Genomic DNA, 26,979 nt, shown 5'->3' with positions numbered 1-26,979 from the left:
TAGGGGGCACACCGAGCCGTCCCTGATTGAAAAGAATTCAGGCTCGTCCTCTCCCAGGGGAGGGATAGCCGTCCCGCATGCTCGTGTAGTGCCAGCTGCCGAAGTTATGGAACCTCTTCATGGCAGCGGGGCGCGCTCTTATGCGGCTTGCTCAGTCGTCAGCCCTAGCTTCTTGATAAGCCTGGGCATTGTCAGACCCTGGACGAAGATCGAGAACGCCACCGCGGCAAACGCGGTGACAATAATAGCCCCGCGTTCAGCTATGTCATGGGGCAGCGCAAGCGACAGGGCAAGCGCGAGTGAGCCGCGCAGGCCACCCCAAACCAGGACATGCTGGTATTTGAGATCCACCTTCAGCGAAGTCGGGTTGAGAAGGGCGCAGAGCGGATAGATGGCGAGGATCCGGCCCAGCAGCATGAGTGCGACGGCGACCGCCGATCTACCCGCAAAGATCCCGAGAGGCTGATGCGCCTCATGGCCGCCAATCAGGATGAACACGATCGAGTTGGCGAGGAATGCGGCATAGCCCCAGAAAGCCAGCACGTGGCTTCGCGCGTTGGCCGATATCGCGCCTTTCCAGCCCACATTACCAACCAGAAGGCCGGAAGCGAGCGTCGCAAGGACGCCTGACATGCCGAATTTCTCGGCGATTAGAAACGACCCATAGGCGGCGATCGTGGTGAGAGTGATCTCCACGAGATGATCCTCCGTCCGCCCCGCGATGAGAAGGAGCACCGCTGCGACGGCCGCGCCAATCACAATGCCGCCGGCGACGATCCAGGCGAAGGAAGTGGCGATGGCCACGAGCGTGGCGTTAGCGCCTGATGCAACGGCGACCAAGATGGCGAAACCGACTGCCGCCGCGCCATCGTTGAGCAGGCTTTCGGATTCGACCAGAAGCCCAAGCCGGGGTTGCACCTTCATCTCCTTGAAGGCAGCCAACACCGAGACCGGGTCCGTGGCCGCGATCAGCACGCCAAAGAGGCTAGCGCCAGTCCAACTCCATCCGAGCAGCCAATGCATGCCAAGCGCTACCACGGCGGCGGCGATCGCCACCCCCGGAAAGGCAAGCAAGGCAGTTACCGGAAGGTTGACGCGGAAATGGCGCCATTCGATTTCAAGCGCCGCCTGAAAAATCAGCGGCGGCAGAAATACCGTGAAGATCAGATCCCGGCTGAGTGGCAACTCGGTTCCACCCGGGACAAAGCCGAGCGCTATCCCGGCCGCTACCAGACCGACGCTATATGGGAGGCGCAGCCGCCTTGAGATCATGGCGACAAGCGAAGCCGTCAGGAGTATGAGCCCGAGCGTGGGAATAGAGAGTTCGTCCATTCCGAATTATGGCTAGGTGGGATGGGATTCGGCAAGCAAAAGCCGTTGTGGCTATGCTGCCCAGGCGCGGTTGGCACTAACGGGGGGGCATCAGAGCTTGAACCGGCCAGGAAGGTCTCAGCTGATTTTGCCTTCGAGTACGGATAGACCTGCAGTCTGACCATGCGACATCGACGTCGGCGAAAGCCGGCGGATCCGGTGCCTTCGCATGCGCTGCAACGGACGGAGCGTCCAGGGCAGCCCTGACGCTGAGTGCCTCCAGGACAGCAAGTGCCGCTGGACGTTTTCCATCCGCTGCACGAAAACATTTTGCCGCCGCCCAGACAGACGCGGCATGTGGCATTTCTGAAGTCCGCCATCTCTCGCTCTACCCACGGCCATTTTAGTGGGTGCCTAACGGCTTCATCACGGGCTAGACGTTGCCCCGCATTGGCCGTTCAAACCTTGCCAAAGCCAGAAGTCCCACGACAGCCGCCGCGGCAAGGAAGAGCGCAATCGTCAGGTCCCTGTCCTATGACCAGCAACTAACAGCCTCGATCGGGTTAGCAACTCACTCCTTCGTCAGGCTCTAAACGCTACTTACGAGGAGCGGGCTTGGGGTGTACTGCATGCCTGCAGCCCAGACGCTCGCCTGGAACGCCTATCGCAAGACCATTGGCTTTCTTGGTGCAAGCGCAAGATTGAAGAAGGCCGGCAGTTGCTGGCGCTTGTCGCGCACCGAAGATGTCGTGTTCGGATCCGCTGGCAGAAGGACGACCATTCTTGCCTGGCGCCTCGGAAATAGCGGCCTGCCGCCAACAAGGAAAATGACGACCAGGCCGCATATCACCAAGATAGCCGTCAACGTGTTTGCAATGATCTCGCCCAACCGCATCGCGACCCGCCTTATTCGTGCTTCCAGCCGGCCGATCGACGCCGGCTCCTCATGCATACCGTCGAGCAACGGATTTTATTCCGTACTCGCCGAGCCACCGAGTGGCCCGCCATCCAATTTTTGGCTGTCACTGGAATAGTTTTGGAGCGACATGAGTAGATGATGCAAGCAGGGTGAGCACAACGGGTGCGACGTGTTCGAGGCCATATCGCACAACGAAAGAGCGCTAACGCGAATGTCGGCCGAACAGGCCGAAATACTGCATCTGGTCGCGGTGCTGGGTTTCACATATTCAGAGACTGCCAACCTTCTGGGCGTGCGGCCGGGAACGGTGATGTCGCGCCCGTGCGGTGCGATCCGGCAGACCGGCAAAACAGCGGCCTGATCATTGTCCACCCCAGGGGCGCACTCCAGTTCTCGAACTTCTTTGAGAACGCATTGGTAAGGCGCGTGAAGCGGCGGTTTGCCATGCGCATGGTGAGGTTAGCGCGCTCGATATGCGACGTGCTGACATGCACCGAATCGGGATTGCCTCCGATCCGCGTCTTGGTCGCGCCAGTGCAGACGGCGGGGCTATAACGGCGTTCCGGCGACTTATTACTTTCCGGTTCGCCGTACTGCTTCACAAGCATGGCGTAATCGATGTCGGCACCAAAGGCTTCCTCGTCCGCATTGAGATAGGCGCGGTGGCCGTCTGTCGTAAGCTGGACGCGGTGCGCAACACGTTCTTTAACGTCGTCCATGAAGGCCAGCGCATATTCGCCAATCGCAACCGCCGACCAGCCAAAAAATGATAAGCTTGCTGTCGCTGTCCAGAGCAGTCCAGCTCCATGGGTCGCCAGCGCCATCGACCGGCTTTTTCGTGCCCGCCATGTCCTTCTGCTTCGCGCCGGTGAAGCTCCAAATGTTCTTTTCCGCTTTGGAAGCGGCCGATTTTGCCGCACCCTGCGTGGTCGGCCGTGGAGCCGTTGAGGTCTGATCGCTGGAATAGCCATTGTTGCGAGGAGAAGCCGGGCGGGTCTTGAAATGCCAGAGCTATTTACGCTATATTGCGTCAGAGTTTCTGGCAATGCACGGAGGTGCTGCGATGGGCCTGGCACAATATGCGGATGATGGGTTGTTCGCACCCAAGAAGATTGCGGACGCTTTCCGCACCACGAGCGAGGAGATCGCGCGTACCGCTGGCCTCGGGAAAGATGCGGTCCAGCGTCGGGAGCGGGTGCGCTCAGACAAGACGCAGCGCCGCCTGCGCGAGATGGTGGAAATCGTGAACAAGGTCGAGCCGCGATTTGGCTCCGCGCTTATAGCCTATGCCTGGTATCGGTCCGAGCCGCTGCCGGGATTTTCGGGGCAGACGGCTATGCAGCTCGTTCGGGAGGGTCGAGCAGCTGAGCTCCTCGACTTCATCGACGCGGTCGATGCGGGGATTTACGCCTGACCATCGCCGCCATCACCTATTCGGGCCGGCTCTACCGCGCCCTCAATCCGATGTATGCCCGCGAGCCCATGTCGGGACGCGGTTCCGAACTCTATGGAGGGCGTTTCAATCCCAAAGGCATGCCGGCGCTCTATGCGTCGACCTCGGTCCTGACAGCTGTGCGCGAAGCCAACCAGGTGGGCGACCTGCAGCCGACGACGCTGGTCGCTTATCGTGCCGAGATCGAGGCCGTCTTCGATGCTGGCGACGCCCCCGCTCTTGCAGCAATGGGTCTCGATGCGACGGCTCTCGCCGACGCGACATGGCGCGATCTGATGAGACACCATGGCGAGGCGCATACGCAGCGATTTGCCCGTGAGCTGGTCGCCCAAGGCTATAATGGCCTGCTCGTGCCGAGCTTCGCCAAGGGCGCTGCAATCGGCGACTTGAATCTCGTTCTGTGGCGATGGGGTGACGCTGCCCCATCCAGACTTGAGCTGATCGACGACGAGCACCGGCTCGTTTGACCTCGCCGGCCGCTGCCCGCGTTGCCGCCAGCTTCTGCGCGTCGCTCATGGACGCTGCGGAACACATTCTTTTGGATACCACCGGCACGAAAGGGCCACCGTCAATGTCTTCGGCAGTGTGTCCGGCGCGGTCTCTGGCACCACCAATGCGGCGGGCGAGCCTCCGACCGATCACCGCTGGCCAGTCTCGCCGGTGTTGGTGCCGGCCTTGGCGTCGAACGATAGGCCGACAGCTACCCCCACCTCCTGAGCCCAAGCGACGAACATTTGTCGGGCGAGATCGGCTGGGCTGTGTCCGTCATATGCGGCGCAGCAGCAGTCGCTGGCGCGGGAGTGCAGGCTGCCACGCTGCTCAATCGGCCATTCCTCAAGAAACTCTATGGCGTCCATAGCGCAGCATATGCTTCGAGCGCCAAGGAACTCGTCATCGACAAGAACGGGACGCGCGAAGGCGTCTCGGCGCTCGTCCTCGCCGCCGCAGGTGTAAGTATACTGATTGGAAGCACAGTCGAGGCTATGAGAGAGTTCGGATCCCATCTGCTTACTCCCGTCGTGATGCGGTGCGGCGCCACAAACGCGATCCAACAAGGTTAGAGTCCGTAATGCGACGCGCCTAAAATATTGGAAGAGGTTGTTTCGGCGTCAAGATCGCCGATGGGGGCTCCGCCGCTTCTGATGGGGGCTCCGCCGCTTCTATTGTGCTGCGCCGGACTGCCGATGGCGCTTGATCTCGACGACTCTCAGGGCCGGCGTCAGCGCGACATATCGGGATGACCGCTAGTCCTCCTCATCACCGAAACTTGCCGGCTGGCAGTTCGGCGTCAGTCCACGCGCCCGAGATCGGAGCATTTGCAGCATCGGCAATTTCTGAAGCCGATACGAGCGCAGTCGTTACCGCTTAGGTTTATGGATGAATGCGCTGCATAGGGGTATTCTGCATCCGCCGTGGGGGCGTGATGCTTGTCGGGTGGACCCCTAAGCATCTCAATCGGGCAGGACGAGATTGGCACGCCTGCCTCTCGAAGAGTCGTCTTGGCCGGGTTGCTGGCAGATCTACTACTGCATCTCTTCACCGCCAGAGCCGTGCAAGAAGGACTGGATCTCATCCATGTCGATCTTGCCGTCGCCATTCTGGTCGATTGCAGAGAAGATCCGCCCGACAGCGTCCTGAACCTCGTTCTCTGACAATGATCCGTCGCCATTCGTGTCCAAAAACGCGAACATCAGTCGCATTCCTGCGCCGCGCATCATACGCGGGCCATGGTGTGCAGCCATCCTGTGCTCACCGGCCGGACCGCCATCACGGTTTTTATGCCAACGGTCGCCATGGCGATCTGCATCGTCCCGAGCGTTGTCATCATCTTCTTGACGATTGTTGGCCACCTCGGAGCTTCGATCCTGTTGCATCCTCTCCTGGATGGCTTGGTCAATCATCTGGCGGATTATTTCACGCGTCGGGCTGCCCGCTTGCCCGTTCACATCCGGCAACTGCCCGGCTCTGGGCTGTTCGGTCGCCGGGGTAGGCGCAGGGGTTCCGTTTGTCTGGGCGAGAGCAGGGAAAGTCGCGAATATAAGAACAGCGGCCGCGGTCGTCATGCAGCGAGGGGGTCTCATGGGGTGCTCCATTCGATTGGTCGTGGTCTGCCTCAAGCTTATTGGGCTAGCCCAAACTGGAGGTCTCTTCGATTGTTCCGGCCCGCGTTCCAGGTCACGAGGAAGTTACGCGAGCCGACTTTCGAGCAATCTCTAGCTTCCTGTCGCGCGGCATGACGGATCACGGCGACCGGCGATCCTCCGTATCCGGCTAGTTCAGCTCTCGTCCGGAGATTGGTCTGGCCCTGGGGTGCTTGGAACACTGGAGGGACCGCGACGTCATCTAGGATGCATTCTAAGCAGTCGACCAACTGCTCGCGTATACCCTTCTTCATCGTTGGGCATTCGAACCGCAAAATTGAGGAATTCATCGATATTCTTCGGCAGGGGGAGGATCGGCATCGTCGTCGACGTGAGGCGTGTGCCCGGGTCCCGCGCCTACCCGCAGTTCGATAGGGAATGCCTGGCCACGTCGCTCGCTGAGGCGCAGATCGCGTATGAAATTGTGGTGCCGCTCGGCGGGCGGCGCGGCAAGGTGATGCGGTTCCGCCCGAAACGAACGGCGCGTGAAGAAACCAAAGCTTGCAACACTACGCGGATTACGCGCTCTCGGCGGAATTTCGAAGCGGATTGGATCGCCTGCTCGCACTCCGGCCGCGTCGCTGCGCGATAATGTGCTCGGAAGCAGTCTGGTGGCGGTGCCACCGCCGCATTATCGCTGATTATCTTCTTGCGCGTGGCGAGAGGGTCTTCCACCTGATGGGCATGGCCGGGTCGAGAAAGCCGTACCAACGGCTGGCGCGTTTTCTTCGAGACAACGGGACAGTGATCTATCCGGCGGTGCCACGATCTGAAGAAAGGCGCAAAGGCCGGGAGGAGGGCGCGCAGGAATGGATCAGCGAGACCAGCTTATCCGCCCACATCGATCCAGGCGGGAGCGTGGTCGCTCGGCTTTCCCACCCGCGGGTCTCGACATCGACACCTGCAGCTTGAATCGTCTCCGCAAGTGATGGGCTTACAAGCAGATGATCCATACGCAGGCCGGAGCTTCGGTCGTAGCCTCCGCGATAGGAGAAATTCCAATAGGTGTAGATGCCCTTGCCTGGATGGACCCGACGCATCGCGTCCACCCAGCCCAAGCTCAGCATGCGGGCGTAGGCGTTCCTGCTTTCCGGGAAGAAAACGGCATCTCCCAACCAACGCGCGGGTATTACGGCGTCAATCTCCGTGGGGACGACATTGTAGTCACCGCAAAGCACGGTGCGCTCGCCTAGCAGCGATTTGCTGTAGGTGAGGAGACGCTCGAACCAGCGGAACTTGTAATCGAACTTTGGGCCTGGTGCGGGATTGCCATCGGGTAAATAGATGCAGCCGACGACGACGTTATCGATCTCGGCCTCGAGATAGCGGCTGTGCGTATCATCGGGATCGCTCGGCAAGCCGCGGCGGCGCTCGACCGGATTCCTCCCGCGCGCCAGTATAGCTACCCCGTTGTAGGATTTCTGGCCGTGCCAGACAGCGCCATAGCCGGCGGCTCGGATCGCCTCGATCGGAAATTTGTCGTCGGGCGTCTTCAGCTCCTGAAGACACACCGCGTCATAGCTGGTCTCGCCAAGCCACTTCAGAAGCACCGGCAGGCGGCCGTTGACACCATTGACGTTGAAGGTCGCAATACGAGGCATCGGTTATCTCCCTGCGTGGCTTCCTCTGAGCTTGCAACGCAAGCCGCTATGGTGGGTTCAACCTGGAACTGTCCGTCGGCCTGTTGGTTAAGAGACTTGGTGCCCCACCTAAGGCTTGTTGAGATTCAGGATTCCCATCTTGGCTTGGTCGTGATTCAAGCTTTTGATGGAACGATTCGTATTGACGGACGCCCAGTGGGCGAGGATGGAACCGCACTGTCTGGGTAAGGCGATAGACCCTGGACGAAGCGGAGGTGACAATCGCCTGTTTGTTGAAGCAGTTCTCTGGATCGTGCGCACTGGAAGCCCATGGCGCGATCTGCCAGCCTTCTTCGGCAAGTGGAACAGCGTCTTCACGCGATACCGCGGTTGGGTCAAAGCCGATGTTTTCATTCGGCTTTTCGAGGCCTGCTCCGATGCCCCGGATATGGAGTACGCCATGGTCGACGCAACCATCGTCAAGGTCCATCGCCACGGCCAGGGCGCAAAAGGGGGACTCAGAGCCAGGCCATCGGTCGCTCCAAGGGCGGCATGACGACTAAGATCCTGGCGCTTACCGACGCCCTTGGCAATCTCGTGCGCTTTGTTCTGCTGCCGGGCCAGCGGTTCGATACGGTCGGTGTCGAACCGCTCATTGAGGGTCTCAGCTTCGACGCTCTGATCGCCGACAAGGCCTTCGACAGCAACGTCATCATCGCCGATCTGAACGTGCGCGGCGCCAAGGTCGTCATTTCTCAGCATTCGCGTCGTGCAAAGTCGCTGCCGCTCGATGCCGAGATGTACAAATGGCGTCATCTGATCGAAAATTTCTTCTGCAAACTCAAGGAATTCAAGCGCATTGCCATGCGTGCCGACAAAACCGACCAGAGTTTCAGCGCCATCATCCTTTGTCGAAACCGGAGAGCGAGTTATTGCGGCACTTGCCGGCAGGATCGCTGAAACGGTACGGCCAGAGCGCGCCTGAGTTCAATTGCACAGGGCTTGCATACTGTGGGCGGAAGCTTTGCAAACCAACGGCACCTGCCGGACGACAGACTGTCCAGCACGCCGTCTCGGAGGCCTTGCAAAGACGCATGCTCTCCAAGGGGGTTTTCCTGGGGGGGACTGACGACGGTAGCCTCGAAGCCGTTCGTCACCGCACAGGGTTTTAGCGCGGGCTTGTTTTCGGCAGATCGGCAGCATCGCCGCGGCCTGCGCGAATGCCTGGGACCGAACTGTGGCCGCCTTCCGTTAATGCTTCTAAGGCAGGCCGTCGGCGGTGGTGTTCGGACGAGAACTGTGGTTCGCGCATCCGGGTAATTGCTTCATGGCAAAGTAGCAGCTAAGGCGAACCTCGCGCGGATTGGCGAGTGCCGAAGGGCCGGCACAGGCTGCGGGGTCAACCTGGCGTCTCCCGCTCCCGCACCTCTTCGATCTTGTCCAGGACGGCTTCGGGTGCCACGTGGCGCTTGAGCTCCTTCAGTTCGTCGTCACCTTTGGTATCTACATCCAGGCGCTTGGCTATCTCTTCCACCAACTTGATGAGCTTGGTCGCCTCATGTTCATTCAGCAGACTGACCCGCAGATCAAGGTCTGCCCTGGCCTTGTCCTCGGCCGCCATGCGTTCTGGTTGATCAGAATGAAGGTCGACAGAAAGATCGCGTCGACCGAGGCGAACATGGCCAGGATGAAAAGCGATGGATCAAACGGCTCGATGAAGATTGCGGCGCCGCGATTGAGTGCGGTCCAAGCCCCGAAGAAGACAAGGTGGAATATAGACGAACATCATGCTGCCGGCGAAGTTGCTGATCGCTACGGCCGTTCGTTGCACCAAGGATGCAGCCGCGGCGTCGCGTTCCGTCTCGCCACCAACGCCTCTATGTTCCGCGCCAAGGCAGGGCTGAGGCCTTCCGCCGCTGGGGTGGTTGGCGTGATTTAGCCCTTGCTGTTAGGGGCGGCCGGGGGACCCATTCTTGTCTCTCCCGTCTGGCCTGCCTAACTCCCTGTTGGGCAATTCGCTCCATTTTGATCGGCTTCGAACGCGCGCATCCACGTTCCTGTCCGCAATCCTGCCGCCGCATTGGCGCCACCGATCGTCATTCCCCTGCGTTGAGTTGGGTGCCTGCAGTCCCTATTTAACGGCCATGCCCGAGCGCCGAAAAATCGACCAGACCGCGAAGTTGGCTGGAGAGTGGCCTCTTTCCCCGGCGGCGACGCTTGGATCGTCGGTCCGGTCAAGAGGCATTTTCCTCGAGATGCGCGCGCGTCTTCCCTTGCCCTTGAGAACACTGCTCCACGTAGAATCCCGGGTGCTCACCTTGAGGCTGCCGGAGGGTTCTGACGCCGACGTTGAAGCGGCAGCGGCGATCGTGTCCAAGGCCATGCGGAATATCGAAGACCTCCCGGTAATCCCTCGAGAGGTCGAGGACATCCTTACCATCTCGTCCGGCGAGCGGCACCGTTGGCTGAAAGATGGTCGCTTGCAGAGCGTCGGGACCAGAACCATCAAACTACGCGGGCGCGCGAGAAAGATCACCTTCCACGTGTTCGATCCACGTCACGTTGAAGATCTGCTCGATCGCGATCTTGTCACCGTCTGGCGCGAAGAAGACGCGGCGAAGGCGGCCGAGAACCGGAGACGCGCCGCCGCAAAGGCAGCCCTGAAGCGCGCGCAAAAGAGAGGGCGCGAACGGGCAGGCTCAATCGACAGCAGTTGGGACGAGGATCCTCACCCCAAGCTGCGCGGTTGGGAAGATTTTGAGGGCGAAGGACTGCTGCGCTGACCGGCTCGTCGCGATCGTGCATGATCAGCGGGGCTTCCGCTGGTGGCCAATCACGAGGGCGGCTAGTTGCCTGGGCTGCGACGGGCGTCCGCCTCTGACGCCTTGTCGGCGGCATCGTTGATCGTGGCAATGTGACCTTGCTCGACTCCTACGTTCACTTTACAGTAGGGCTTACCGTGTTGCTGTTGGTCATTCCTCGTCTACTGGCCCGATGGCTGGGCGGCATGCCCTGGATCGAAGATCCGCAGAAACCATGGCTTGACCTCGCAGCGTGTGCCGGACGCAGCCACCTTTACGTTCTTCTCGTCGCGCTGCCGTTGAGCGGCTGGTATGCCGCCTCCCGGATCGGCGCGTCGGTCTCCTTTCTTGGGATCGATCTGCCGAGCTTGACGGCGTCGGTGCAGGGCGCGCCAGGAGAGATTGCCGATTTGCACGAACCGGCGGAACGCTGATCCTTTGGCTGGCAGGCCTGCATGCGCTGATCGCACTCTGGCATCAATTCGTTCTGAACGACCGGACGCTCGAACGAATGGATCCCATGGCGCCGTCTGATTGACCGAGGATCGTCGATAACTTCCGATTACCTATTTCTAGCCATGCATACGCCGGTGACCATCTATGAGATTGACGCGGGGCAAATTCCCCGCCGCTTCAATCTCACGCCGCGCTGCGTCGTGTGGGATCTTGAAGAGGTCGAAGAATGGCTGGAGTTGCGCCGTCAGGCCTCTATCGAGGCCGCGCCAAAATTGCGCCCGGGCCGGATGTCCATCGGCGCAGGAAACTGCTTTTGGACGTGTTAGTAAGGCACCGGCGCGCCTATGCCGGCCACGTCCCTGAACCGCAACCGTCGCGATGGTGATAGCCCCCAAAAGTCGCCACCTGACCATTCAGACCCACCGGAAGGCGCGCCTGAGCTCCTTCACTCCGTCTTTCTCATACCGGCGCCCATGAGCGATGATGATGCGTTCCGGCGCCCAGACAATCATCTGCCGAACCGCTTTCGCAGAGCCTGACTTGAGCGGAAGAAAGTCAATTGCATATCGATCGGAGCCTTGCCGTCGGGATCGGCGGCACCAGAAAGCCGCACAAGCAGGCGGAAGAACCAGCTGTGGATGCGGTTCAGTTCGAAGTTCTCAATGAGATCCGTCAGGATCAGCGTCTTCGACAGGCGATGGAAGAACACGGCCTCCGTCAGCACATCGCCTTTAATGACGAGAAGATCGATTTCGTCCGGCCAGGAAGACTGTCTATCCATCAACGCCTGGTCGACCTGGACCGGCCTCTTGGCCCGCTTTTCGAGGCCGGGAACGGCAAAGACCTTTGCTTCCGGCAATTGCGCCTTCCAGTCCGGTATCCACCAATAGTGCAATGAATTCGGTGCAACGAGGAAACGGATCGGTCCCAATGCTTCAAGCGCCGTACGCAGTTCGGGCGAGTACTCCACCGGCGAGTGAAGGATCAGGTCTCCGCCGCTCAGTCTAATCACTGTCATCCGGGTGGTGAATGGCAGTTTCAGCCCGATCGAGACGAGGGTGATTTCCGAACCGTCCACGATCCAAATGTCAGGGGCGACCGGTTTGAGCACATTGACCGGCGCGTAGGGTTCCAGGCTTGGTTCCTGATGAGGATCGCTGCTCATGGGGTCATCGGCCCAGATGTCGTAGCCGCCGAAGCGATTCTGCTAGCAATGGTTCCTGCCGCAGCATTTCGCGCAGGTGATCCGCGGCAAGCTTCTCCAGCAGGTGGCTGCCTTCGACGGTCATCGTCACAAGGACGCTGCGACGGTCGGTGGGAGCTTGCTTACGCTCGACCAGACCGGCGCTGACCAGACGGTCGACCAGTTGCACCGCGCCGTTCGGCTGCAGCAGCATATCGCGGGCGAGGTCCCGGATCATGATTGCCCGGTCCGGATGCACCCTGATTGCCAGCATCGCCTGATACTGCTGGGAGGTGACGCCGGCGGCGGTCAGCGTGGCCTCGCTGAAGGCGAGAAAGCGCCGCATCGCCCCGCGAAAACCGGCCAGTCCTTCATAGACGCTGTCGTCAAGAGCCGTGGATTCGACGGGATCGAAAGTGTCATCCGCGGGATCGATCGTTTGCGAGGCCACAACGTCCCTCCGGCCGCGACGGCGTGCCGCACGGTTTTCGTGTGCTGAATCGCCGAGTGCCGGTCGTTCGCGCTCTGCCACTCTTCTCAATCCCGTCATTTTATGTCATGGCATGACATATTCGATCGTAGCTGAAAAGGCCAGCAGATTTGGCTGACGTTTGTCGGCTGCAAAAGACGCGGCCCAGTTGCCGGCTGCCCATCGGCTTCGGGCGGGCGAACCCAATGACAAGGAACGGCATGTCTGCGCCAAGCAATTCGCAAAGTCCGATCAGGAAGCTTGAGACTTCCTATCCCGTCGAGGCGGCACCAGCCGACGAGCAAAGTCGGCGGCTGAACCTACTTTCTCTTTCGCTGCTCGCTTTGGGACTTGGCATCGTCACCGGGCTGGGCGCGGTGGTCTTTCGGGATCTGATCGGGCTGCTGCACAATCTGTTCTTCAACGGCACGCTGGCCATTGCCTACGACGCCAACGTTTTCACTGCGCCGAGTCGCTGGGGACCGTTCGTTATCCTGGCGCCCGTGGTTGGTGCGGTGATTGTCACCTTCCTCGTGTCCAACTTTGCACCGGAGGCAAAGGGCCACGGCGTACCCGAAGTGATGGACGCCATCTATTATAAGGAAGGGAACATCCGGCCGATCGTGGCTCTGGTGAAATCGCTTGCCTCGGCCGTCGCCATTGGCTCGGGGTCGTCGGTCGGGCGCGAGGGGCCGATTATCCAGATCGGCTCGGCGCTGGGCTCGACGCTTGGCCAGATCATAAACATGCCGGTCGGTCAGCGCATTGCCCTGGTCGCCTCCGGCGCCGGCGCCGGCATTGCAGCCACTTTTAACACGCCAATCGGCGGCGTAATGTTCGCCATCGAGCTGATGATGCCGGAAGTGAGCGTTAGTACTTTTCTGCCAGTGGCGATCGCGACCGGCACGGCAACTTTCGTCGGTCGCTGGTTCTTCGGCCAGCAGCCGGCCTTTCTCGTACCTCCCTTGCAGGCGTTGCCCGCCGATGCCAACGCCGTCATCCTACTGGTTCTCTATGCGGCTTTGGGTGCGATTATGGGCGTGGCGGCAGCGGGCTTCATCCGCGGCCTGCATCTGGCCGAGGACTGGTTCGACAAGCTTCCCGGCCGCTATACCCGTCATGTGATCGGCATGCTGGCGCTTGGTATGCTGATGTATGTGCTCTTCGTCACCCTCGGGCAGTACTATGTCGACGGCGTCGGTTACGCCACGATCGAAAGCATCCTGACGGGCCACACATCCATCGTCTGGCTGCTGGTCTTACTGTTCGTCTGCAAGATGGTGGCCACTTCCATCAGTCTTGGCGGGGGCTCGTCCGGCGGTATCTTCTCGCCTTCGCTGTTCATGGGTGCGACCCTTGGTGGGGGGTTCGCGGCGCTGCTGCAGGCGGTCGGTGTTCCCGTTCAGGTCAGCATTCCGGCCTTCGCCATGGTCGGCATGGGCGCCATGGTTGGTGGCGGTACCGGGGCGGTGATGACCGCCGTCACCATGACCTTCGAGATGACGCGCGAATACGACATCGTCATGCCGATGATCCTTGCGGTTGCCACCAGCGTCGGTGTGCGACGGCTGCTGTCCCGCGAGAACATCTACACGCTCAAGTTGGTGCGGCGTGGCCGCGCCATCCCCAAAGCGCTGCATGCTAACATGTTCCTTGTGCGTCATGCCCGCGAGGTCATGGACGCCGACATCATGGTTCTGCCGGCGGAGCAGGGCTTCGACGAATTCCTGCGCGAGCATGAGACGGAGGGACGCCTTCGCCACGTTGTGATCACCCGAGGCGATCAGATCTTTGGCGTCTTGCGCGTCAATACCGGGCTGCGGCGCGGTCTGGAAGGTGCGCGCACCGGCGTGACCCTCGGCGACATCGCCAGCCGGGACTTCACTGTCGTGGGCGAGGACGCGGTCGCCTCTGATGTCATCGAGCGAATATGGCGCAGGAATGCCTTCATGGCGGTAGTCGTGAGCGGACGCGGCATCCCGCGGGCTTCCGCTGTCGTCGGCGTCATCACACGCGAACATGTCGCCAATTCGGTGGCCGAGGGCATCCGCATATATCCGCGATAACAGTCGGCCCGAGCGAGCAAGCGATCTTGAGCACCCCAGATCCGACGGGCGCTGGAACAAAGAGTAGGACATTCCATGACCGAAGAAACGCCGCCGGCGGACGGTGGCGCGACTTACGCAAGCCGTGAATGTGACTTGCATTACTGACGATGTGCCGCAGGTCCGCAGCCGAAGAAATTTAAACCGCAATGGAATAGTTTCCGGCCCCGCTCGGTAGATGCAGCGTTGAGGGTGAGCTTCGACTGTGGCTGGCTGCCTCCAGAGGCCGCTGTCGGGACTGGGGAGCGAAGCAGGCATTGATGACACATGGCTATTCGACGCCTGCACTTCGGGAGGAAAGCGCTCCCATCTGGCCCAGCGGTTGCGTCCCTGACCGCTGGGCCGATCCCGAGCGGAGGCTGTGCAGAATGGTATGAGCGTGAACTTCGACGTCATACCCTATCTGGAAGATTTATGGCGTTACGCGCGGGTGCTTACGCGCGATGACTCGGATGCTGACGATCTGGTTCAAGAGGCGCTTGTCCGTGCGTTGTCATTGGCCAAGTCCTACGATACTTCGCGTCCGCTGCTGCCCTGGCTGATCGCTATCGTCCGGAATACTTTTTTGTCCGGCGCAAGCCGCATGGCGGCCGACCGTCAGCGCCTGGCCTCTTACGCCGATCTGTCGGATCGCACGTCGCCGCCAGCGCAGGAGCATTGCGCCGAACTGGCCGACGTAGGACGGGCACTTTCTGGCATGCCAGCGGAACAGGCGGAAATTCTTCATGTGGTCGGCGTGCTGGGCTTCACCTATTCGGAAGCTGCCGACTTGCTGGGTGTGCCCGCCGGGACAGTCATGTCCCGCTTGAGCAGGGCCCGCGTCGCCTTGAAACAAAGCGTGGAGAATGCAACGGGTCAGGCATCGGGTTCCTTGAAAATAGTGGGAGGCCGTGATGTGGCCGAATAGCCGGATTTCAGACGAAGAGATCAACCGGTTCCTCGACGGCGAACTCTTACCGACGCAGCGATCCGACCTGCAAGCGCGGCTCGCGCAGGAGCCGGAGCGGGCGGCCGAAGTGTTTGCACACGCTCAGCGCATGGAAGCTTTGCGCAATGCTCAACCGCGGCGAACCCTTCCACCGCGCGCGACTTTAGAAAAGGCAAAACAGTTGGAGCGAATGTTCCGCCAAAAGAAGCTAATAGCTGTCCTAAAGCTGCAGGTCGCTGCTGTCGCTCTCATTGCGGTGGGGTGGTCGGCCAACTCACTGACCGTACCGCTTCGCCAGGGCGGCAAGACGGCTGATGAAAGCTTCATCCTGGCCGCGAGAGACGCCTTGAAAGTTGCGCAGCTCAATGCAGGTCCGAACAGGGGTAACGAGCCGAAGCAGGACAAGATTGAACGGCTGGTCGGTGCAGTCAACGTCAGCATGCCAACCTTGCCTTCGGGGTGGGTGGTGAAGGACGTACAGGTGCAGCCCTGGAACGGGCAGCAAAGTCTTGTAGTGACAGCCGACACGCCCAGCGTCGGCCGGATCACGCTCGTCGCGGCTCCAATGAACGGCGAGGACGCCGTTCCTCCAACCCCTGCCACTGACGGCAGGGTTCCGACAGTCTACTGGCAATCGGGAGGCACGGCTTACGCCTTGATGGGCTCCGCCGCGCCGGACCGGCTCGAAGTGGAAGCAAAGCAGATCGAAGTCGCTACGCGCAGAAACGTTGCGCCGAAGACAAAGGGCTAGTCAGCGCCGATGCTATCAGAAGGAAAGCGAATGCACTCCAGTTGCGGCCGACGGCACCCGGCGTCATTCTCGTGTCGCCGGAGCGGGTTCGATTGGCCCTGCGGCCGATCGAGCGCCGCCCGCCCGCAGACAGAGAGCCCGGCATCGTGAACGTCCTGTCGTTCGAAAGGCGGTATTTTCCGTCCAACTGCCCGGTTTGCGCTGGGATGGCCCTGGAGGCCGAGGTTTCCCTTCGCAAGGTCGAATTCCAATGTGCATCTTGCGGCGCGTTCGAGATCACTTCCGCGGCACGCTCAGCAATGAGAGGACTCTCGCAGGAAAACCGTGAAGTTTGGTTGTCGCAAGCCAGGCAGCAGGGCTTCACGATCCCTGTGGTTGCCTGCGCAAATGAAATGCTTCGAAGAGCCGATCGCTCAGGTGAATAAGGCTAGGCTTCAGGAAAGTGCGACCGCGCGGGCACTTCCTGACGGCCCGGCATCCGGCTGGGGTGGTCCCTCTTGGCGCGAGTTACCAGGCGTTCCTGTCCCTAATCGTCAGACGGCCATGATGCGTAAGTTGGAAGAAGACGAAGAAATAGGTCTCATCGGTTATCCCGGCGACGGCGAGTATATCGCGGTCTTAGGCGATCGTGAGCGCCGGAATTGGCTACTCGGTGGTGAGTTTTGCGCCCTGGATGGGGCTGACCTTGCCGATCAAGCAGCGGTCTACCCAAGGGATCTCGCCTTGTCCTGGTGACGCTAAGAGACAACTGGATCGTCGCAACTGGGGACTACGACCCGGCTGAGGTCGGCCACAACCCTAACTGATGACCGCGAGGAACGTTTTGCCTGCAGGGAATAAGGATTCTAGCGAGAAACAAAGGCTCGCCGATCTAGAGGCCGCTGCGATGCTGCGCACGTCCAACACCATGATTTTGGATGCCAGCACTGAAATAGCAATCTCGGCTGCCGCCGCTATGATGAACTTGACCCGGTTGGAGATCATTCGCCTCGCAATTCGCGAATGGCTGACGGCGCGCGAAAACGCGCGATTTCCGACCGAAGGACACGCATCACATCAATCTCTGGCGCCTGAGCGTTCGGACGTCCCTGATTAGATTCTTCAACCAGCGCTGGGCCAGCCAATGCTTCACAGACACGCTAATGGCAGGTCCGCCCTGGACCTCTACGAGCCAATCAACGTTCTGAAGCCTGTGGCTTCCGACCTCTGGATTGTCGATGGATCAGAAATCAGGTTCGGGCTGGGCTGGCTGAAATTCCCGTTTTCAACGCGCATGACGATCTTTCGGCTACGAAGCGGGGAATTGGTCCTGCATTCACCGGTGGCGTATTCCCCCGGGCTTCGATCGGCCATCGAGATATTGGGACCAATTCGCTACCTGATTGCGCCGAACTCACTCCACTATTGGTGGGTGCCCGACTGGAAAGCCGCCGTCCCCGCGGCAAAGGTTCTGGCTGTCCGCGGGCTGAGACGTCGAGCGAAGCGTCGTTTTGATGTCGACACGCTGCTGGTAGGTCGTAATTCGCCCTGGCCCGATGACATAGACCTACTGGTGGTGCGCGGCGATATGCTAACGGAGGCGGTTCTGTTTCACCGCCGCACTCGAACATTAATCCTCACTGACCTGATCGAGAACTTTGAGCCAAGTCGGATTCATAACTGGCTTTTCCGATTTCTCTTGAAACTTGCCGGCGCTGCAGATCCCGACGGCAAGGCCCCCGTCGACATGCGGTTGAGCTTTTTTGGGCGCCGTACAGCGCTCCGATTGGCGGTTCGTCAGATGCTCGACTGGGATCCGGAACGCGTTATCGTCTCGCACGGACGATGGTATGAGAAAGACGGGGTTTCCGAGCTGCGGCGGGCATTTCGATGGGTGTTGTGAGTACCTCGCTGCCTCGCAAGCCTAACGCCCTTTTGAATTGCCCGCAGATAACAGCCCCTAGGGTCAGGACTCATAACCAGTAGCCGACAATTGCCGTAAGTGAGACGGAAGCTCGTTGCCGATCGATCGCAACGCGTGGCAATGCGGCGGAAATGTTTAGGCCGCACAACCATCCGCTCAATGGTGTCACAATTGCTGACGAGATACCGTTTGCCTCCATGCCTTCTTTGGATCACTGTCCCTAAGTCGGGCAAAGGCGTTGCCCGGATGGTGGACTCAGGGGGGAGCGCAATGACCAACGTCTTCACTACTGTTGTCGGCATAGAAATCCCGATTGTCCAGGCGGCAATGGGTGGAGCTACGTCTCCGCAATTCGCGGCCGCGGTTAGCAATGCAGGCGGGCTCGGGATGCTCGCCCTCGGCTGGAGTCCGCCCGAAGCGGTACGCGCAGAAATTCGGGCTACTAAGGCCCTGACTGAACGGCCATTCGGCGTCAATCTCGTGTTGACTTATCCGCAGGAAGAGCGCCTCGCGATCTGCTTAGAAGAAGGCGTGCCGGTGGTCTCATTTTTCTGGGGTCAGGCAGGCTCGCTGACGGCTGCGGCGCATCGTGGCGGTGCAAAGGTGCTGCATACGGCAGGAAGCGCCGATCAGGCTCGGATATCAGCCGAGGATGGTGCGGACGCAATCGTTGCGCAAGGCTGGGAAGCGGGTGGCCACGTTTACGGTAGGGTTGCCACGATGGCGTTGGTTCCGGCAGTTGTTGACCAGGTCGCGCCGGTTCCCGTTCTTGCCGCCGGTGGCATTGCGGATGGACGCGGTTTAGCTGCGGCGATGGCACTTGGTGCCGCGGGCGCCTGGATCGGTACCCGCTTTCTCGCGAGCATCGAAGCTCCAATTCATCCGCGCTATCGCGACCGCATCCTCGCAGCCAAGGAGACGGACACAGAATACGGGACTGTTTTCAATGTCGGGTGGCCCGACGCTCCACACCGTAGCCTCCGCAACAAAACAATTGAAGCTTGGGAGGCAGCCGGACGCCCGCTGGCAGGTGGGCGTCCCAACGAAGGCGCGGTCGTTGCGAGGTCGCCATATGGTGATGTGATTACATATCAATCTCACACGCCGGGATCGGGGGACGACGGCGATATTGACGCCCTTGCCTTATGGTCGGGCCAAGGCGTCAGCCTCGTCCATCACCTCCAGCCGGCCGCCGAGATTGTCCGCGAAATAAGGGACGAGGCGCGGGCAATACTCGCACGGCTTGGGAATGATCCAACCTTCTAAAGCCCGCAACGCCAGGGCTCATTGATCGAGCCAGAAGATGACGGCGGCTGCGATGCAGATAGCCGAGAAGAAGGTATGGGCACATCGGTCGTAGCGGGTGGTGATGCGCCGCCAATCCTTGAGTTTGGCGAACAGGTGCTCGACCTTGTGGCGCAGGCGGTAGAGCGCCGCATCGTAGGCGTATGGGACTTTGCGGCTCCGGCTGGACGGGATGCACGGCTCGATGCCCCTGGCTTCGAGTTCCTCGCGGAACCAAGCGCTGTCGTAGCCGCGCTCAGCGATTAGATGAGAGGCTGGCGGCAAAGCGTCGAGCACTAGACGGGCGCCCTTGTGGTCGCTCATCTGGCCTTCCGACAGGAGCAGGATGAGCGGCCGTCCATCACCGTCGCACACGGTGTGGAGCTTCGAGTTCAGCCCGCCCTTGGGGCGTCCGATACGACGTGTAACATCCCCCTTTTTAAGCAGGCTCGCCGCCGTGCGATGAGCCTTCAGATGCGTCGCATCGATCATGATGCGCTCGGATTTCGGTCCTTCCCCGGCAAGGCCGGCGAAGATGCGGTCGAACACCCCCATCGGACTCCAGCGGATGAAGCGATTATAGAGCGTCTTGTGCGGGCCGTAGCCGGCCGGCGCGTCCTTCCACTGCAGCCCGTTGCGGATCACGTAGATGATGCCGCTCACCACCCGCCGGTCATCGACCCGGGGAACTCCGTGCGACAGCGGGAAGAACGGCAATATCCGCGCCATCTGGCGCTCGCTCAGCAAAAACAAGTCACCCATTACGGCCTCCTCGGAAACCGTGAAACACATCTCAAACTAAATTGATAGGTCCTGAGCCTAGGCTGCGGCCATGACAAACGGTAAAGATCGCACTCTTGATTGTAGTGCTGCTTTGGCAATTGCCATCCATCTCGTCCGTGTGCTTTTCGAACCACCTGATTGGGGAGGGCGGCTCTGAAGCCACTAAATCGCCTTGACGGCGTCCCGATACCGCCCGTCGCTTCCTGATTGCCTCGGCATGAATATCCGGGCATTGCATGTGGCTCATGCGAAATCAGGCGAGCCATCCCGTAGCCCAGCATCGCCGCACACATCAGCGCAATCACGTTATCGTGGTTTCCGGTCCTCTCCAGGATGATGACGAAGGCTGTCATCGACGCCGGCGAAGTAGCCGGCCATACCGAGCATGGCGAAGCTGGTGCTTGCGCCGAGGATGAGGCCAAGCGTGCTTCCCAGGTCGGCGCCCACCGCCAGCGACGGCGCGCGAAGATACCCTCTGGATGCCCGACACAATCGACAGCGGACCGGCCGCGAACTTCTCCACGAAGAAGAACCTTCGGAACGGGCTATATCCAGGCGCGCGGTGCGATCGGAGGCACTCCGCTGCCGCCGTTCTGCTCAAGTGACTGCTGCACGGTTTGCGCCAATGCATTAGGTGCCACGGCCGACGTCCCACAAGTTCGGGCCTGTCGCGCAATTGTGGGATTCCGCCAGAGACGCATCTCCTCCGCACACTTCCCAATGCGTGGCAGGGCCATTACGCCAAAACCGAAGGTGGAGGAGATTCTCACCCAGGCGCAGGTCCCTTAAGGTCATTTCTGGCATCCAATCGGGCAGCCTCGGGTCGATGTACAACTTGCCGTTGGGCGCGTCTGCTCGCATCCCAACGATCGCCTGCAAAAAGGAAAAGCATGAGCCCGCGGCCCATGCCTGCGGAACGTTTGCCCGCTTGTATTGCACTGGAAAAGTCGTCGGCGTCCGCGTCGACCCGGCGTAGAGTTCGGGCATGCGATGCTGCATGAAGTAGCTCGCCGCACCGCTCACATCTCCGGCGATACAAGCAGCTTCTTTGAAGAATCCGTAGCGCCGAAACCCGAGCGCGATCAGCCCATTGTCATGGGGCCAGACGGAGCCTCTTTGATACGAATGCGGATTGTAGGCTCGATGATCGGCCGAGAGTGTCCGGATGCCCCAGCCGCTCCACATGTCGGGCATCATGAGCCTCTTCACCACGCTGGCGGCTCGCTCCGGTGCGACAATACCGGACCAAAGACAATGGCCAGGGTTGGATGCGACGCTCAGAACCGGCTTCTTGTTCCCATCCAACGCAAACGCATAGAAGCCCGACGCCTGATCCCAGAACACGTCGTTGAACCGTTCGAACAGCGTTTTGGCTTTGGCCCTAAGTTGCCCGGCACGATCACCATCGCCTCTGGCATCGTAGCTTTCAGCCATTCGCTGCCAGGCATCGTAGACATAGCCCTGCAGCTCGCAAAGGGCCTTCGGTCCCTTGACCGGTGTGCCGTCGGGATAGACGACGGCGTCGTCGGCGTCCTTCCAGCTCTGGTTCTCATAGCCTGCGTTTGAGCGAGTTTCGTATTCCTGGAACCCGTCACCGTCGCGATCGCCATAGCGATCGATCCAGTCCAGGCACTTCTCGGCGGTGTCGATGTGCCGCTCGATCAAACTTGCGTCCCCGGTACAGCGCCAGGCGTTGTGAAGCGCGACCAAATAGAGGGGCGTCGCATCGGCGGTGCCATAGTAGGGCGTATGCGGAATGAGATTGAAATGAGCGAGTTCGCCTGTACGAAGCTCGTGCATGATCTTTCCGGGCTCGGCGTCGCGATAGTCATCATGTGAGGTGGCTTGAAACCGAGCAAGGACATCGAGGGCGCCTCGCGCGAAATCGGGATAGATCAAGGAATTCTGGAGCGAGACAATCAGACTGTCGCGGCCGAATAGCCCGATGAACCAAGGCAAACCGGCGGCCGGAACATACTCGAGCTGGTCCGTGCCTTCGATCGGCAGTCGAAGTGCCGCCATATCTTCGATCGCCTGATTGTAGAGCTGCTGGAATTCGCCATTCGACGTGCTGAGCTTGCATACCATGCTGCGCCAAGCGGAGACCCGTTTTGCGGCCTTCGAACTCAAGCAGTCGTCGACGCAGACGCGCGAGGCCCGAGACGTCTTTTGGCCCTGTTCGAAGTCGTAGAGCAGGCAGGCGTGCCAGCTAGCGCCAGGATCAAGCCTGATGTCGAACGATATCCTCCCATTCGCATAGACAGGTTTTGTGGGTGTTCTGTCCACCGTTATGGTGATGGCCCGCCTGAAATCCCGATTGACGTACGACGTGCGAAGGCGCGCGCTTGCAGGCGTCCATTTCGTGGTGATACGACCACGGCGAACAACTGAGTCGGCCTCCACCTCGAAGAGGTCGGCGAAGTCACAACGGATGCCGACCTCCAGATTGAATTCAACCGCCTCCGATCCGTGGTTCACCAGGTCAAAATCCTCATGCAGCCCTCCGTGACCCAGGGCGCGACCGATAAGCAACCCCAGGTTGCCACCCTCCACCGGACCGGTTTCGGTCTCGAAGAGCCGGTTTACGAGATAGATCTTGGCGGCGAAGTGGGCGATGTTCCCGGAGTTGAGCAGATCCCAGGGTTCTCCATTCGCATAGATCTGCCAACTGGAGACGACGCGTGTATCGGAGGCGTATAGACCTTGGTGTGTTGGCCAGGTGATTTGGCCATCCTGATCTGTGACCAGGAAGCCGAGGCCCTCGTTGATTGCCAATCGCGGCGGTCCGATCGCAATTTCAAGGGTCATGCCGGAGGTGCCTTATCTGTCGTTGGTCGCAGTCGCCCGCCATTGATCCGGAAAGAAATTGGGCAAGCGGGTGGCATGCCGTCACGGTTGAAAGCTCAAGGCCCGGTTTCTCGCGCCGGCGAGAATATATCCGGAGCCGGATTGCCAATTTCCCGGGCAAGAACAGCGGTTCCGAGCAGGGCAGGGACCGCGAGGGTCTCGTCTGGCACTCTGTCCATCAGTGGTCGCTACGCGACCTTTTCGAGCTCCGCCGAGAGTTGCTCGGGATTAATCACGCCCTGCCTGAAAAGGCTCATCACCTTGAGTGCGATCCGCTCGCGGTCAGAATCGGCGACGACCCGGTGCGCGGCGCAATAGTCGTCGAACGCTTTTCTCAAAATAGCGAGTTCCACGGGATCAACCACACCGTACGGTGACATGCCTGCCTCCCTAGTGCCGGGCGAACGCATGATAGCCGCTTCCAAGCGTCCGCTTGCCTTTGTTTGGTACGGGCGACAAATGGACCTTGTGCCCCAAATGTGCCAGGGAGCCGCTGTCGACGGTAAAGACGAACAGGAAGGCACAAATCACCAAATCAAATTCGCGTTTGGCCCCATGTTTCAGCCGCACGCTGACGCAGTCTGACTTTTCCTCGAATCCGGCGATCTCATCGCCGAAAATGATCTCGGTTGTGTCTTTGATCTTTTCGAACAGCAAGCGAGAGAGATCGCTGCGTGCGAGGATCACATAGCGGCCGTTTGTCAACTCGCCGAAGACGTCCGTGCCAAAGCCTGCGACGCGCTTTCCGCTATCGTTCACGATGCGCATTTCGCGCACATGATATCCCACGCGATTGATGTCTGCCCCCAGGCCCATCCTCTCTGCGATCCAATAGCCAAGACCCCAAAAATCGATGACATAACTCCCGGCGCGCAATTGAGGCGCCTGCTCGATCAGCGTTGGCCGGAATCCGGCGGCCGCGAGCCAAAAAGGCAAGAGCCGGCCCCGCAATCCCCCGCCCGAAATCAATACCGTTCGATCGACCATCCTGAGCCACCACTTCAAAGCACTTCACCGGGGTAGACACCCCACAGGCCGACTTGTTTCATAAAGCCGGTTGATGGACCTGACGCCACCGCGCACCACTGCCCGTCGCACCGGGTCAGCTTGACCTCGACGCGAGGTTCGAGCCAGGCAGCGATGGAGCTATCCGTTGCCGGCTTCGCGTACAGGGCAATGTGATCCCTTGACCAAGGGGCGACGATGCCGGTCCTGCGCCCTGACAGGAGTGAACCGTAGATCCACCCGCTGGTTCCGTCCCAATCCCTTACCCGGCGCCAATTGCCGTACTCCTGATAAATCTCCAAGGGCACACCCCGTCGTTTGAAGACCCATTCAATGTTATACCCAGTGCCCGGCCCGACACGCAGATTAGCGGACGAAGCTTTCAGCGAGACGAAGCGAGGCAGAGGAAGGGGGCCAGCTTCTGCTCGGAGCCCCGTCGTCCTGGCGGATGCCGCAACCAACGCAATCGTAAGAGCGAAACGGACGAGTGCGTTGCACAACTGACGTCTGACCTGCCGCCGGACCGCTAAGAAACCGAACGGTGCTCCAAGCTCGATCATGGGCAATCTTGGCCTATTCGACGAGCATGTGCGCCTCTCGGGCCGCGTCGATCAATGCGTTCCTGGCAACGTCAGCCGCAATACCGCCATTCATGGCCTGGCGGCAGGCGCGTAGCGCCGCCAGATGCTTCTGACTTCCTGCACTGCGCCAGTGCTTGCTAAGCAGGTCGACTGCCTGATTGGCGTTGGAAAGGTTCTTGATCTCGCCGGATATTCCGGTGGCGACTGGCACCGGCCTTGAAAACCACGCTTCATACATTGCTATGCCTCCATCGTGATGGCCGCCCAGCAAAACATTCGCGCCGCCGGGCGAAAATCAAGGATCGGCGATTAGCTCTTGGTGCTGTCCTGAGCTACGCTGTTCGGCGGGATGGTGTCCATCGCGGCCAATTTGTCCGCACACAGATCCGCGGCGCCCGGCACATCCTTCTTCATACCGGCCAGTTTCACCCACCCGCCATCGCTGATGAAACTATCTCTTTGGTATGAGGAGGTTCCCTTAAGCTTAGCCAGATTATCGCTGGCGTTCGACGCTGTGATGAACTTCTCGACACAGAGATTAGCCGCCAGTTCGGCCTTGGCCTTGATGGCGGAGGTCTTCGCCATTTCCGATGCCGTTCCGGCCGTCGTCCAACCGCCGGCTGTGAAGCCGACGATCATCGTCAGCACCGCAGCACCCACTACCGACCAAAACCAGAGTGTCTTGGACGGTTGGTATTCGTCGAAGCGTTGCGATAGTGTTTGATCGTTTGCCATGGTTTCCTCCTTTTGAGATACGCTCATTGTTTCCGGTTGATTTCCGCCGCCCCAACCGACAATGGCCGGAAATCGACCGATCGATCGACATGATGAGGCCTCTCCGCAGGGGCGACCCAGGTCAGGAGACAGGGCAGGGGAATGCTGGGGCCGATTGGCAGAACTTTCGGTCGCGAGCACGCCGGCGCAGGTCCTCGAACGCTCACGCTCGTCCCCCGTACTCTAGCGCCTGTGACGATATGCTGGAGCGTTCGGAAATTTTCCAAAATAGTGAGTGCGGACAAACTTCACCTCGATGCCGCATATACCGAGCCCGCGACTGAACTATTCCAGGCCAGTCGCGATTATGTGAAGTGGAGTTAGGCTGGCGTGATCAGTTGACTGGAATTTGGCAGCTTTCGCGGCCGAACCGGCGATGCGGTCGGACGCTAGTGCCTCGCGCTTTGGGGGCAAGCGATGGAAAGGCATTTCCTGGAACGCCGCCGCTGAAAACTCCTCGTGCGGAGACCGATGGTTGCACAATTGGGATCCCAGGATAACTCGTGAAACACTTTATATTTAGTCGCTCAGAAATCACTCCTGCCCGCGCTCCCGCCAATGATAGGCTTGGCGGATTTTTGAAACCTCAGCCGTTGCCCTCGTCAAAGCTACGGCGAGTAGCCATCGGTGAGTGGCCATTTTGTCCTTGGGCACCGGCAGCTACAGCTCCGACTTTGCAGTAGTCACTGGGGCTCTTGCTCAGCTCGTGAATCAATTTCACAGATCGCCTTTGGCGGTCACGTCGCTACCGGGCGCGAGAAGACCCCGTGCTTCGAATTGCGATGCCAGCGCAGCGCTTGCTGTCGCAAATAGCACGCAAAGATCAGCAACGGCGCCAGTTCGAATGGATTGCGCGGAGCGGCAAGATTTTCCCGTTCGGACCGGGAATTGCCAGCGCGATCGTTCCGCAGACGGCGAATACTAGCGCAGCAGCGAGCGCGGGTGGCGCGATGAAGCTCAGGAGCAAAAAAGTGATCGAAGAGTGGCCAGCTCTCGTGTTCAGCACTGAAGCGGCAAGCGGGGCCAAGACGGGCCACACCTTGTTGCCCATGCTCATCGCGGGGCTATCCCTGATCGTTCTCGGCGGCACGGTCCTGTTGATCGTTGTGTAGCAGAATAAGTCCGAGCGGGACCTGGCGGGTCTCTGCACTTTCGGCGAATTGTTTGCGCTTCGGCAAATAGACGGATTTCGACCGGGCTAAAACTTTGGCGCCGGGCCAAGGGTGTCGTTGCTCGGCGCTTTCCACAGCAGTCGGGATTTATGAATATGTCTGAATCGCAAGTCTCATCACAACCCCAGCTAGACGTGCGCGCCGTCCCGCCCGTCGAGCGCCACGCTCGGATTTTCGGGATTGCCCAGGCACTGGCTGGGGGCCAATCCTTCGTCATCGTGAACGATCACAACCCGCAGCCTCACCCGGCAGGGACCGCAGGAGGGCATCGACGACATGTCCGTCGTTGACCCAGAATTGCGGGTGTGCGGAGTAAATGGCTTAAGGGTGATTGACTCTTCGATCATGCCAGTGCTCATCAGCGGCAATACGAACGGCCCGACAATGATGATCGGTGAAAAAGGTGCCGATCTCATAAAAGGCATCCGCTCTGGTCGTTCGCAACCGCCAATGGCGGCGGTCGCATGAGCTGAGATGTCACCCGTCTAGAATCTGAACTTTCTAGTCAAATCGGCGTCTAGCCTCTGAATTTG

Annotated in this window: 30 protein-coding genes and 7 pseudogenes; 19 read left to right on the top strand and 18 right to left on the bottom strand. The window is 60.1% G+C overall.

Going from position 1 to position 26,979, the window contains the following annotated elements:
- Positions 1 to 138 precede the first annotated feature (138 nt).
- A complete protein-coding gene (locus FJ418_RS02430; protein ID WP_140784866.1) occupies positions 139 to 1,332 on the bottom strand; it encodes a cation:proton antiporter in 1,194 nt (397 codons plus the stop codon).
- Positions 1,333 to 1,940: 608 nt separating this feature from the next.
- On the opposite strand from FJ418_RS02430, the gene FJ418_RS02425 reads away from it, so the two are divergent.
- On the top strand, positions 1,941 to 2,345 hold the full coding sequence (locus FJ418_RS02425) for a hypothetical protein (RefSeq protein ID WP_140784867.1): 405 nt from the start codon (positions 1,941 to 1,943) through the stop codon (positions 2,343 to 2,345).
- A 96-nt stretch (positions 2,346 to 2,441) separates the two neighbouring features.
- The gene (locus FJ418_RS32675) at positions 2,442 to 2,591 is read left to right on the top strand and encodes a sigma factor-like helix-turn-helix DNA-binding protein (RefSeq protein WP_140784868.1); all 150 of its coding nucleotides are present in this window, start codon (positions 2,442 to 2,444) and stop codon (positions 2,589 to 2,591) included.
- A 28-nt stretch (positions 2,592 to 2,619) separates the two neighbouring features.
- Here FJ418_RS32675 and FJ418_RS32300 read toward each other — a convergent pair.
- A pseudogene (locus tag FJ418_RS32300) lies at positions 2,620 to 3,142 on the bottom strand (IS1 family transposase); the annotation flags it as partial.
- A gap of 151 nt (positions 3,143 to 3,293) precedes the next feature.
- Here FJ418_RS32300 and FJ418_RS02410 point away from each other — a divergent pair.
- Both FJ418_RS02410 and FJ418_RS02405 read left to right on the top strand, forming a co-directional pair.
- Positions 3,294 to 3,644 carry an antitoxin Xre/MbcA/ParS toxin-binding domain-containing protein gene (locus tag FJ418_RS02410; RefSeq protein ID WP_140784870.1) on the top strand — a complete coding sequence of 117 codons (351 nt, stop codon included), beginning with the start codon at positions 3,294 to 3,296 and terminating at the stop codon, positions 3,642 to 3,644.
- A gap of 11 nt (positions 3,645 to 3,655) precedes the next feature.
- Entirely contained in the window at positions 3,656 to 4,150 is a 495-nt protein-coding gene (locus FJ418_RS02405; RefSeq protein ID WP_140784871.1) for an RES family NAD+ phosphorylase, read from the top strand.
- A gap of 171 nt (positions 4,151 to 4,321) precedes the next feature.
- On the opposite strand, the gene FJ418_RS02400 is transcribed toward FJ418_RS02405, so the two are convergent.
- Both FJ418_RS02400 and FJ418_RS02395 read right to left on the bottom strand, forming a co-directional pair.
- Positions 4,322 to 4,687, bottom strand: a complete 366-nt coding sequence (locus FJ418_RS02400) for a DUF982 domain-containing protein (protein ID WP_140784872.1) — start codon at positions 4,685 to 4,687, stop codon at positions 4,322 to 4,324.
- A 519-nt stretch (positions 4,688 to 5,206) separates the two neighbouring features.
- Positions 5,207 to 5,746, bottom strand: coding sequence for an EF-hand domain-containing protein (locus FJ418_RS02395; RefSeq protein ID WP_246682892.1), 540 nt, complete (start codon positions 5,744 to 5,746; stop codon positions 5,207 to 5,209).
- Positions 5,747 to 5,993: 247 nt separating this feature from the next.
- On the opposite strand from FJ418_RS02395, the pseudogene FJ418_RS32670 reads away from it, so the two are divergent.
- A pseudogene (locus tag FJ418_RS32670) lies at positions 5,994 to 6,260 on the top strand (DUF488 family protein); the annotation flags it as partial.
- 65 nt (positions 6,261 to 6,325) lie between these two features.
- Positions 6,326 to 6,460 (top strand): annotated as a pseudogene (locus FJ418_RS32525) (DUF488 domain-containing protein); the annotation flags it as partial.
- 192 nt (positions 6,461 to 6,652) lie between these two features.
- Here the strand turns inward: FJ418_RS32525 and xth are convergent.
- Positions 6,653 to 7,425: pseudogene (gene xth / locus FJ418_RS02385) on the bottom strand (exodeoxyribonuclease III).
- A gap of 166 nt (positions 7,426 to 7,591) precedes the next feature.
- Here xth and FJ418_RS02380 point away from each other — a divergent pair.
- Positions 7,592 to 8,364 (top strand): IS5 family transposase gene (locus FJ418_RS02380; protein ID WP_210243137.1). Its coding sequence is split into 2 segments (ribosomal slippage): positions 7,592 to 7,922 and positions 7,922 to 8,364, totalling 774 coding nucleotides; the frame shifts between segments, so codons are not numbered across the junction.
- 439 nt (positions 8,365 to 8,803) lie between these two features.
- On the opposite strand, the gene FJ418_RS32665 is transcribed toward FJ418_RS02380, so the two are convergent.
- Together FJ418_RS32665 and FJ418_RS32660 are read right to left on the bottom strand one after the other, a co-directional pair.
- Complete coding sequence (locus FJ418_RS32665; protein WP_348639947.1) at positions 8,804 to 9,025, bottom strand: hypothetical protein; 222 nt, start codon at positions 9,023 to 9,025, stop codon at positions 8,804 to 8,806.
- Positions 8,971 to 9,120 carry a hypothetical protein gene (locus FJ418_RS32660; protein ID WP_348643076.1) on the bottom strand — a complete coding sequence of 50 codons (150 nt, stop codon included), beginning with the start codon at positions 9,118 to 9,120 and terminating at the stop codon, positions 8,971 to 8,973. Before FJ418_RS32660 ends, FJ418_RS32665 begins: the two co-directional genes overlap by 55 nt.
- Positions 9,121 to 9,548: 428 nt before the next feature.
- Between FJ418_RS32660 and FJ418_RS02365 the strand changes: the two genes are divergently transcribed.
- The 3 genes from FJ418_RS02365 to FJ418_RS02355 all read left to right on the top strand — a co-directional run bounded on the left by FJ418_RS02365 (position 9,549) and on the right by FJ418_RS02355 (position 10,987).
- Positions 9,549 to 10,187, top strand: a complete 639-nt coding sequence (locus FJ418_RS02365; RefSeq protein ID WP_140784875.1) for a hypothetical protein — start codon at positions 9,549 to 9,551, stop codon at positions 10,185 to 10,187.
- Positions 10,188 to 10,324: 137 nt separating this feature from the next.
- Positions 10,325 to 10,639: a hypothetical protein gene (locus FJ418_RS02360; protein ID WP_140784876.1), complete on the top strand. Its 315-nt coding sequence runs from the start codon at positions 10,325 to 10,327 to the stop codon at positions 10,637 to 10,639.
- A 156-nt stretch (positions 10,640 to 10,795) separates the two neighbouring features.
- Positions 10,796 to 10,987 (top strand): AlpA family phage regulatory protein, encoded by a 192-nt coding sequence (locus FJ418_RS02355; RefSeq protein WP_246682890.1) that lies wholly within the window; start codon positions 10,796 to 10,798, stop codon positions 10,985 to 10,987.
- A 182-nt stretch (positions 10,988 to 11,169) separates the two neighbouring features.
- Here FJ418_RS02355 and FJ418_RS02350 read toward each other — a convergent pair whose 3' ends face one another.
- Both FJ418_RS02350 and FJ418_RS02345 read right to left on the bottom strand, forming a co-directional pair.
- Entirely contained in the window at positions 11,170 to 11,826 is a 657-nt protein-coding gene (locus FJ418_RS02350; RefSeq protein WP_246682888.1) for a DUF4336 domain-containing protein, read from the bottom strand.
- A gap of 4 nt (positions 11,827 to 11,830) precedes the next feature.
- Positions 11,831 to 12,295, bottom strand: a complete 465-nt coding sequence (locus FJ418_RS02345; RefSeq protein ID WP_246682887.1) for a MarR family transcriptional regulator — start codon at positions 12,293 to 12,295, stop codon at positions 11,831 to 11,833.
- 224 nt (positions 12,296 to 12,519) lie between these two features.
- Here FJ418_RS02345 and FJ418_RS02340 point away from each other — a divergent pair, with 224 nt between their 5' ends.
- The 6 genes from FJ418_RS02340 (at position 12,520) to FJ418_RS02315 (ending at position 17,979) form a co-directional block, all read left to right on the top strand.
- Positions 12,520 to 14,379: a chloride channel protein gene (locus FJ418_RS02340; protein ID WP_246682886.1), complete on the top strand. Its 1,860-nt coding sequence runs from the start codon at positions 12,520 to 12,522 to the stop codon at positions 14,377 to 14,379.
- Positions 14,380 to 14,791: 412 nt separating this feature from the next.
- The gene (locus FJ418_RS02335) at positions 14,792 to 15,325 is read left to right on the top strand and encodes a sigma-70 family RNA polymerase sigma factor (protein WP_140784878.1); all 534 of its coding nucleotides are present in this window, start codon (positions 14,792 to 14,794) and stop codon (positions 15,323 to 15,325) included.
- Positions 15,312 to 16,097, top strand: coding sequence for a hypothetical protein (locus FJ418_RS02330; RefSeq protein WP_140784879.1), 786 nt, complete (start codon positions 15,312 to 15,314; stop codon positions 16,095 to 16,097). The genes FJ418_RS02335 and FJ418_RS02330 overlap by 14 nt, the downstream gene beginning before the upstream one ends.
- Before the next feature lie 543 nt (positions 16,098 to 16,640).
- Positions 16,641 to 16,832: a hypothetical protein gene (locus FJ418_RS02325; protein ID WP_140784880.1), complete on the top strand. Its 192-nt coding sequence runs from the start codon at positions 16,641 to 16,643 to the stop codon at positions 16,830 to 16,832.
- Between the two features lie 151 nt (positions 16,833 to 16,983).
- On the top strand, positions 16,984 to 17,193 hold the full coding sequence (locus FJ418_RS02320; RefSeq protein ID WP_140784881.1) for a hypothetical protein: 210 nt from the start codon (positions 16,984 to 16,986) through the stop codon (positions 17,191 to 17,193).
- A 27-nt stretch (positions 17,194 to 17,220) separates the two neighbouring features.
- Entirely contained in the window at positions 17,221 to 17,979 is a 759-nt protein-coding gene (locus FJ418_RS02315) for a DUF4336 domain-containing protein (protein ID WP_140863328.1), read from the top strand.
- A 70-nt stretch (positions 17,980 to 18,049) separates the two neighbouring features.
- Here FJ418_RS02315 and FJ418_RS32285 read toward each other — a convergent pair.
- Positions 18,050 to 18,185 (bottom strand): annotated as a pseudogene (locus FJ418_RS32285) (IS5/IS1182 family transposase); the annotation flags it as partial.
- Between the two features lie 85 nt (positions 18,186 to 18,270).
- Here FJ418_RS32285 and FJ418_RS02310 point away from each other — a divergent pair.
- Positions 18,271 to 19,266: a nitronate monooxygenase gene (locus FJ418_RS02310; protein ID WP_140863327.1), complete on the top strand. Its 996-nt coding sequence runs from the start codon at positions 18,271 to 18,273 to the stop codon at positions 19,264 to 19,266.
- 18 nt (positions 19,267 to 19,284) lie between these two features.
- On the opposite strand, the gene FJ418_RS02305 is transcribed toward FJ418_RS02310, so the two are convergent.
- The 8 genes and pseudogenes from FJ418_RS02305 to FJ418_RS02270 form a co-directional block, all read right to left on the bottom strand.
- On the bottom strand, positions 19,285 to 20,046 hold the full coding sequence (locus tag FJ418_RS02305) for an IS5 family transposase (RefSeq protein WP_140784882.1): 762 nt from the start codon (positions 20,044 to 20,046) through the stop codon (positions 19,285 to 19,287).
- 211 nt (positions 20,047 to 20,257) lie between these two features.
- Positions 20,258 to 20,599: pseudogene (locus FJ418_RS32280) on the bottom strand (chloride channel protein); the annotation flags it as partial.
- A gap of 98 nt (positions 20,600 to 20,697) precedes the next feature.
- The gene (locus FJ418_RS02295; protein ID WP_140863325.1) at positions 20,698 to 22,875 is read right to left on the bottom strand and encodes a glycogen debranching N-terminal domain-containing protein; all 2,178 of its coding nucleotides are present in this window, start codon (positions 22,873 to 22,875) and stop codon (positions 20,698 to 20,700) included.
- A 227-nt stretch (positions 22,876 to 23,102) separates the two neighbouring features.
- A complete protein-coding gene (locus FJ418_RS02290; RefSeq protein ID WP_140784884.1) occupies positions 23,103 to 23,294 on the bottom strand; it encodes a hypothetical protein in 192 nt (63 codons plus the stop codon).
- A gap of 10 nt (positions 23,295 to 23,304) precedes the next feature.
- Positions 23,305 to 23,901: a hypothetical protein gene (locus FJ418_RS02285; RefSeq protein ID WP_140863323.1), complete on the bottom strand. Its 597-nt coding sequence runs from the start codon at positions 23,899 to 23,901 to the stop codon at positions 23,305 to 23,307.
- 14 nt (positions 23,902 to 23,915) lie between these two features.
- Positions 23,916 to 24,479 (bottom strand): SH3 domain-containing protein, encoded by a 564-nt coding sequence (locus tag FJ418_RS02280; protein WP_140863321.1) that lies wholly within the window; start codon positions 24,477 to 24,479, stop codon positions 23,916 to 23,918.
- Positions 24,480 to 24,492: 13 nt separating this feature from the next.
- The gene (locus tag FJ418_RS02275) at positions 24,493 to 24,738 is read right to left on the bottom strand and encodes a DUF982 domain-containing protein (protein WP_140784887.1); all 246 of its coding nucleotides are present in this window, start codon (positions 24,736 to 24,738) and stop codon (positions 24,493 to 24,495) included.
- A gap of 71 nt (positions 24,739 to 24,809) precedes the next feature.
- Complete coding sequence (locus FJ418_RS02270) at positions 24,810 to 25,235, bottom strand: hypothetical protein (RefSeq protein WP_140784888.1); 426 nt, start codon at positions 25,233 to 25,235, stop codon at positions 24,810 to 24,812.
- Positions 25,236 to 26,056: 821 nt separating this feature from the next.
- On the opposite strand from FJ418_RS02270, the gene FJ418_RS02265 reads away from it, so the two are divergent.
- Together FJ418_RS02265 and FJ418_RS02255 are read left to right on the top strand one after the other, a co-directional pair.
- On the top strand, positions 26,057 to 26,386 hold the full coding sequence (locus FJ418_RS02265) for a hypothetical protein (protein ID WP_181166814.1): 330 nt from the start codon (positions 26,057 to 26,059) through the stop codon (positions 26,384 to 26,386).
- Between the two features lie 302 nt (positions 26,387 to 26,688).
- A pseudogene (locus FJ418_RS02255) lies at positions 26,689 to 26,914 on the top strand (GMC oxidoreductase); the annotation flags it as partial.
- Between the last annotated feature and the right edge of the window lie 65 nt (positions 26,915 to 26,979).

The organism is Mesorhizobium sp. B2-8-3 (genome assembly GCF_006440815.1).
Classification (GTDB): domain Bacteria; phylum Pseudomonadota; class Alphaproteobacteria; order Rhizobiales; family Rhizobiaceae; genus Mesorhizobium.
Note: the sequence above shows the minus strand (reverse complement) of the source record. Positions and strands in the feature narration are given on the sequence as shown.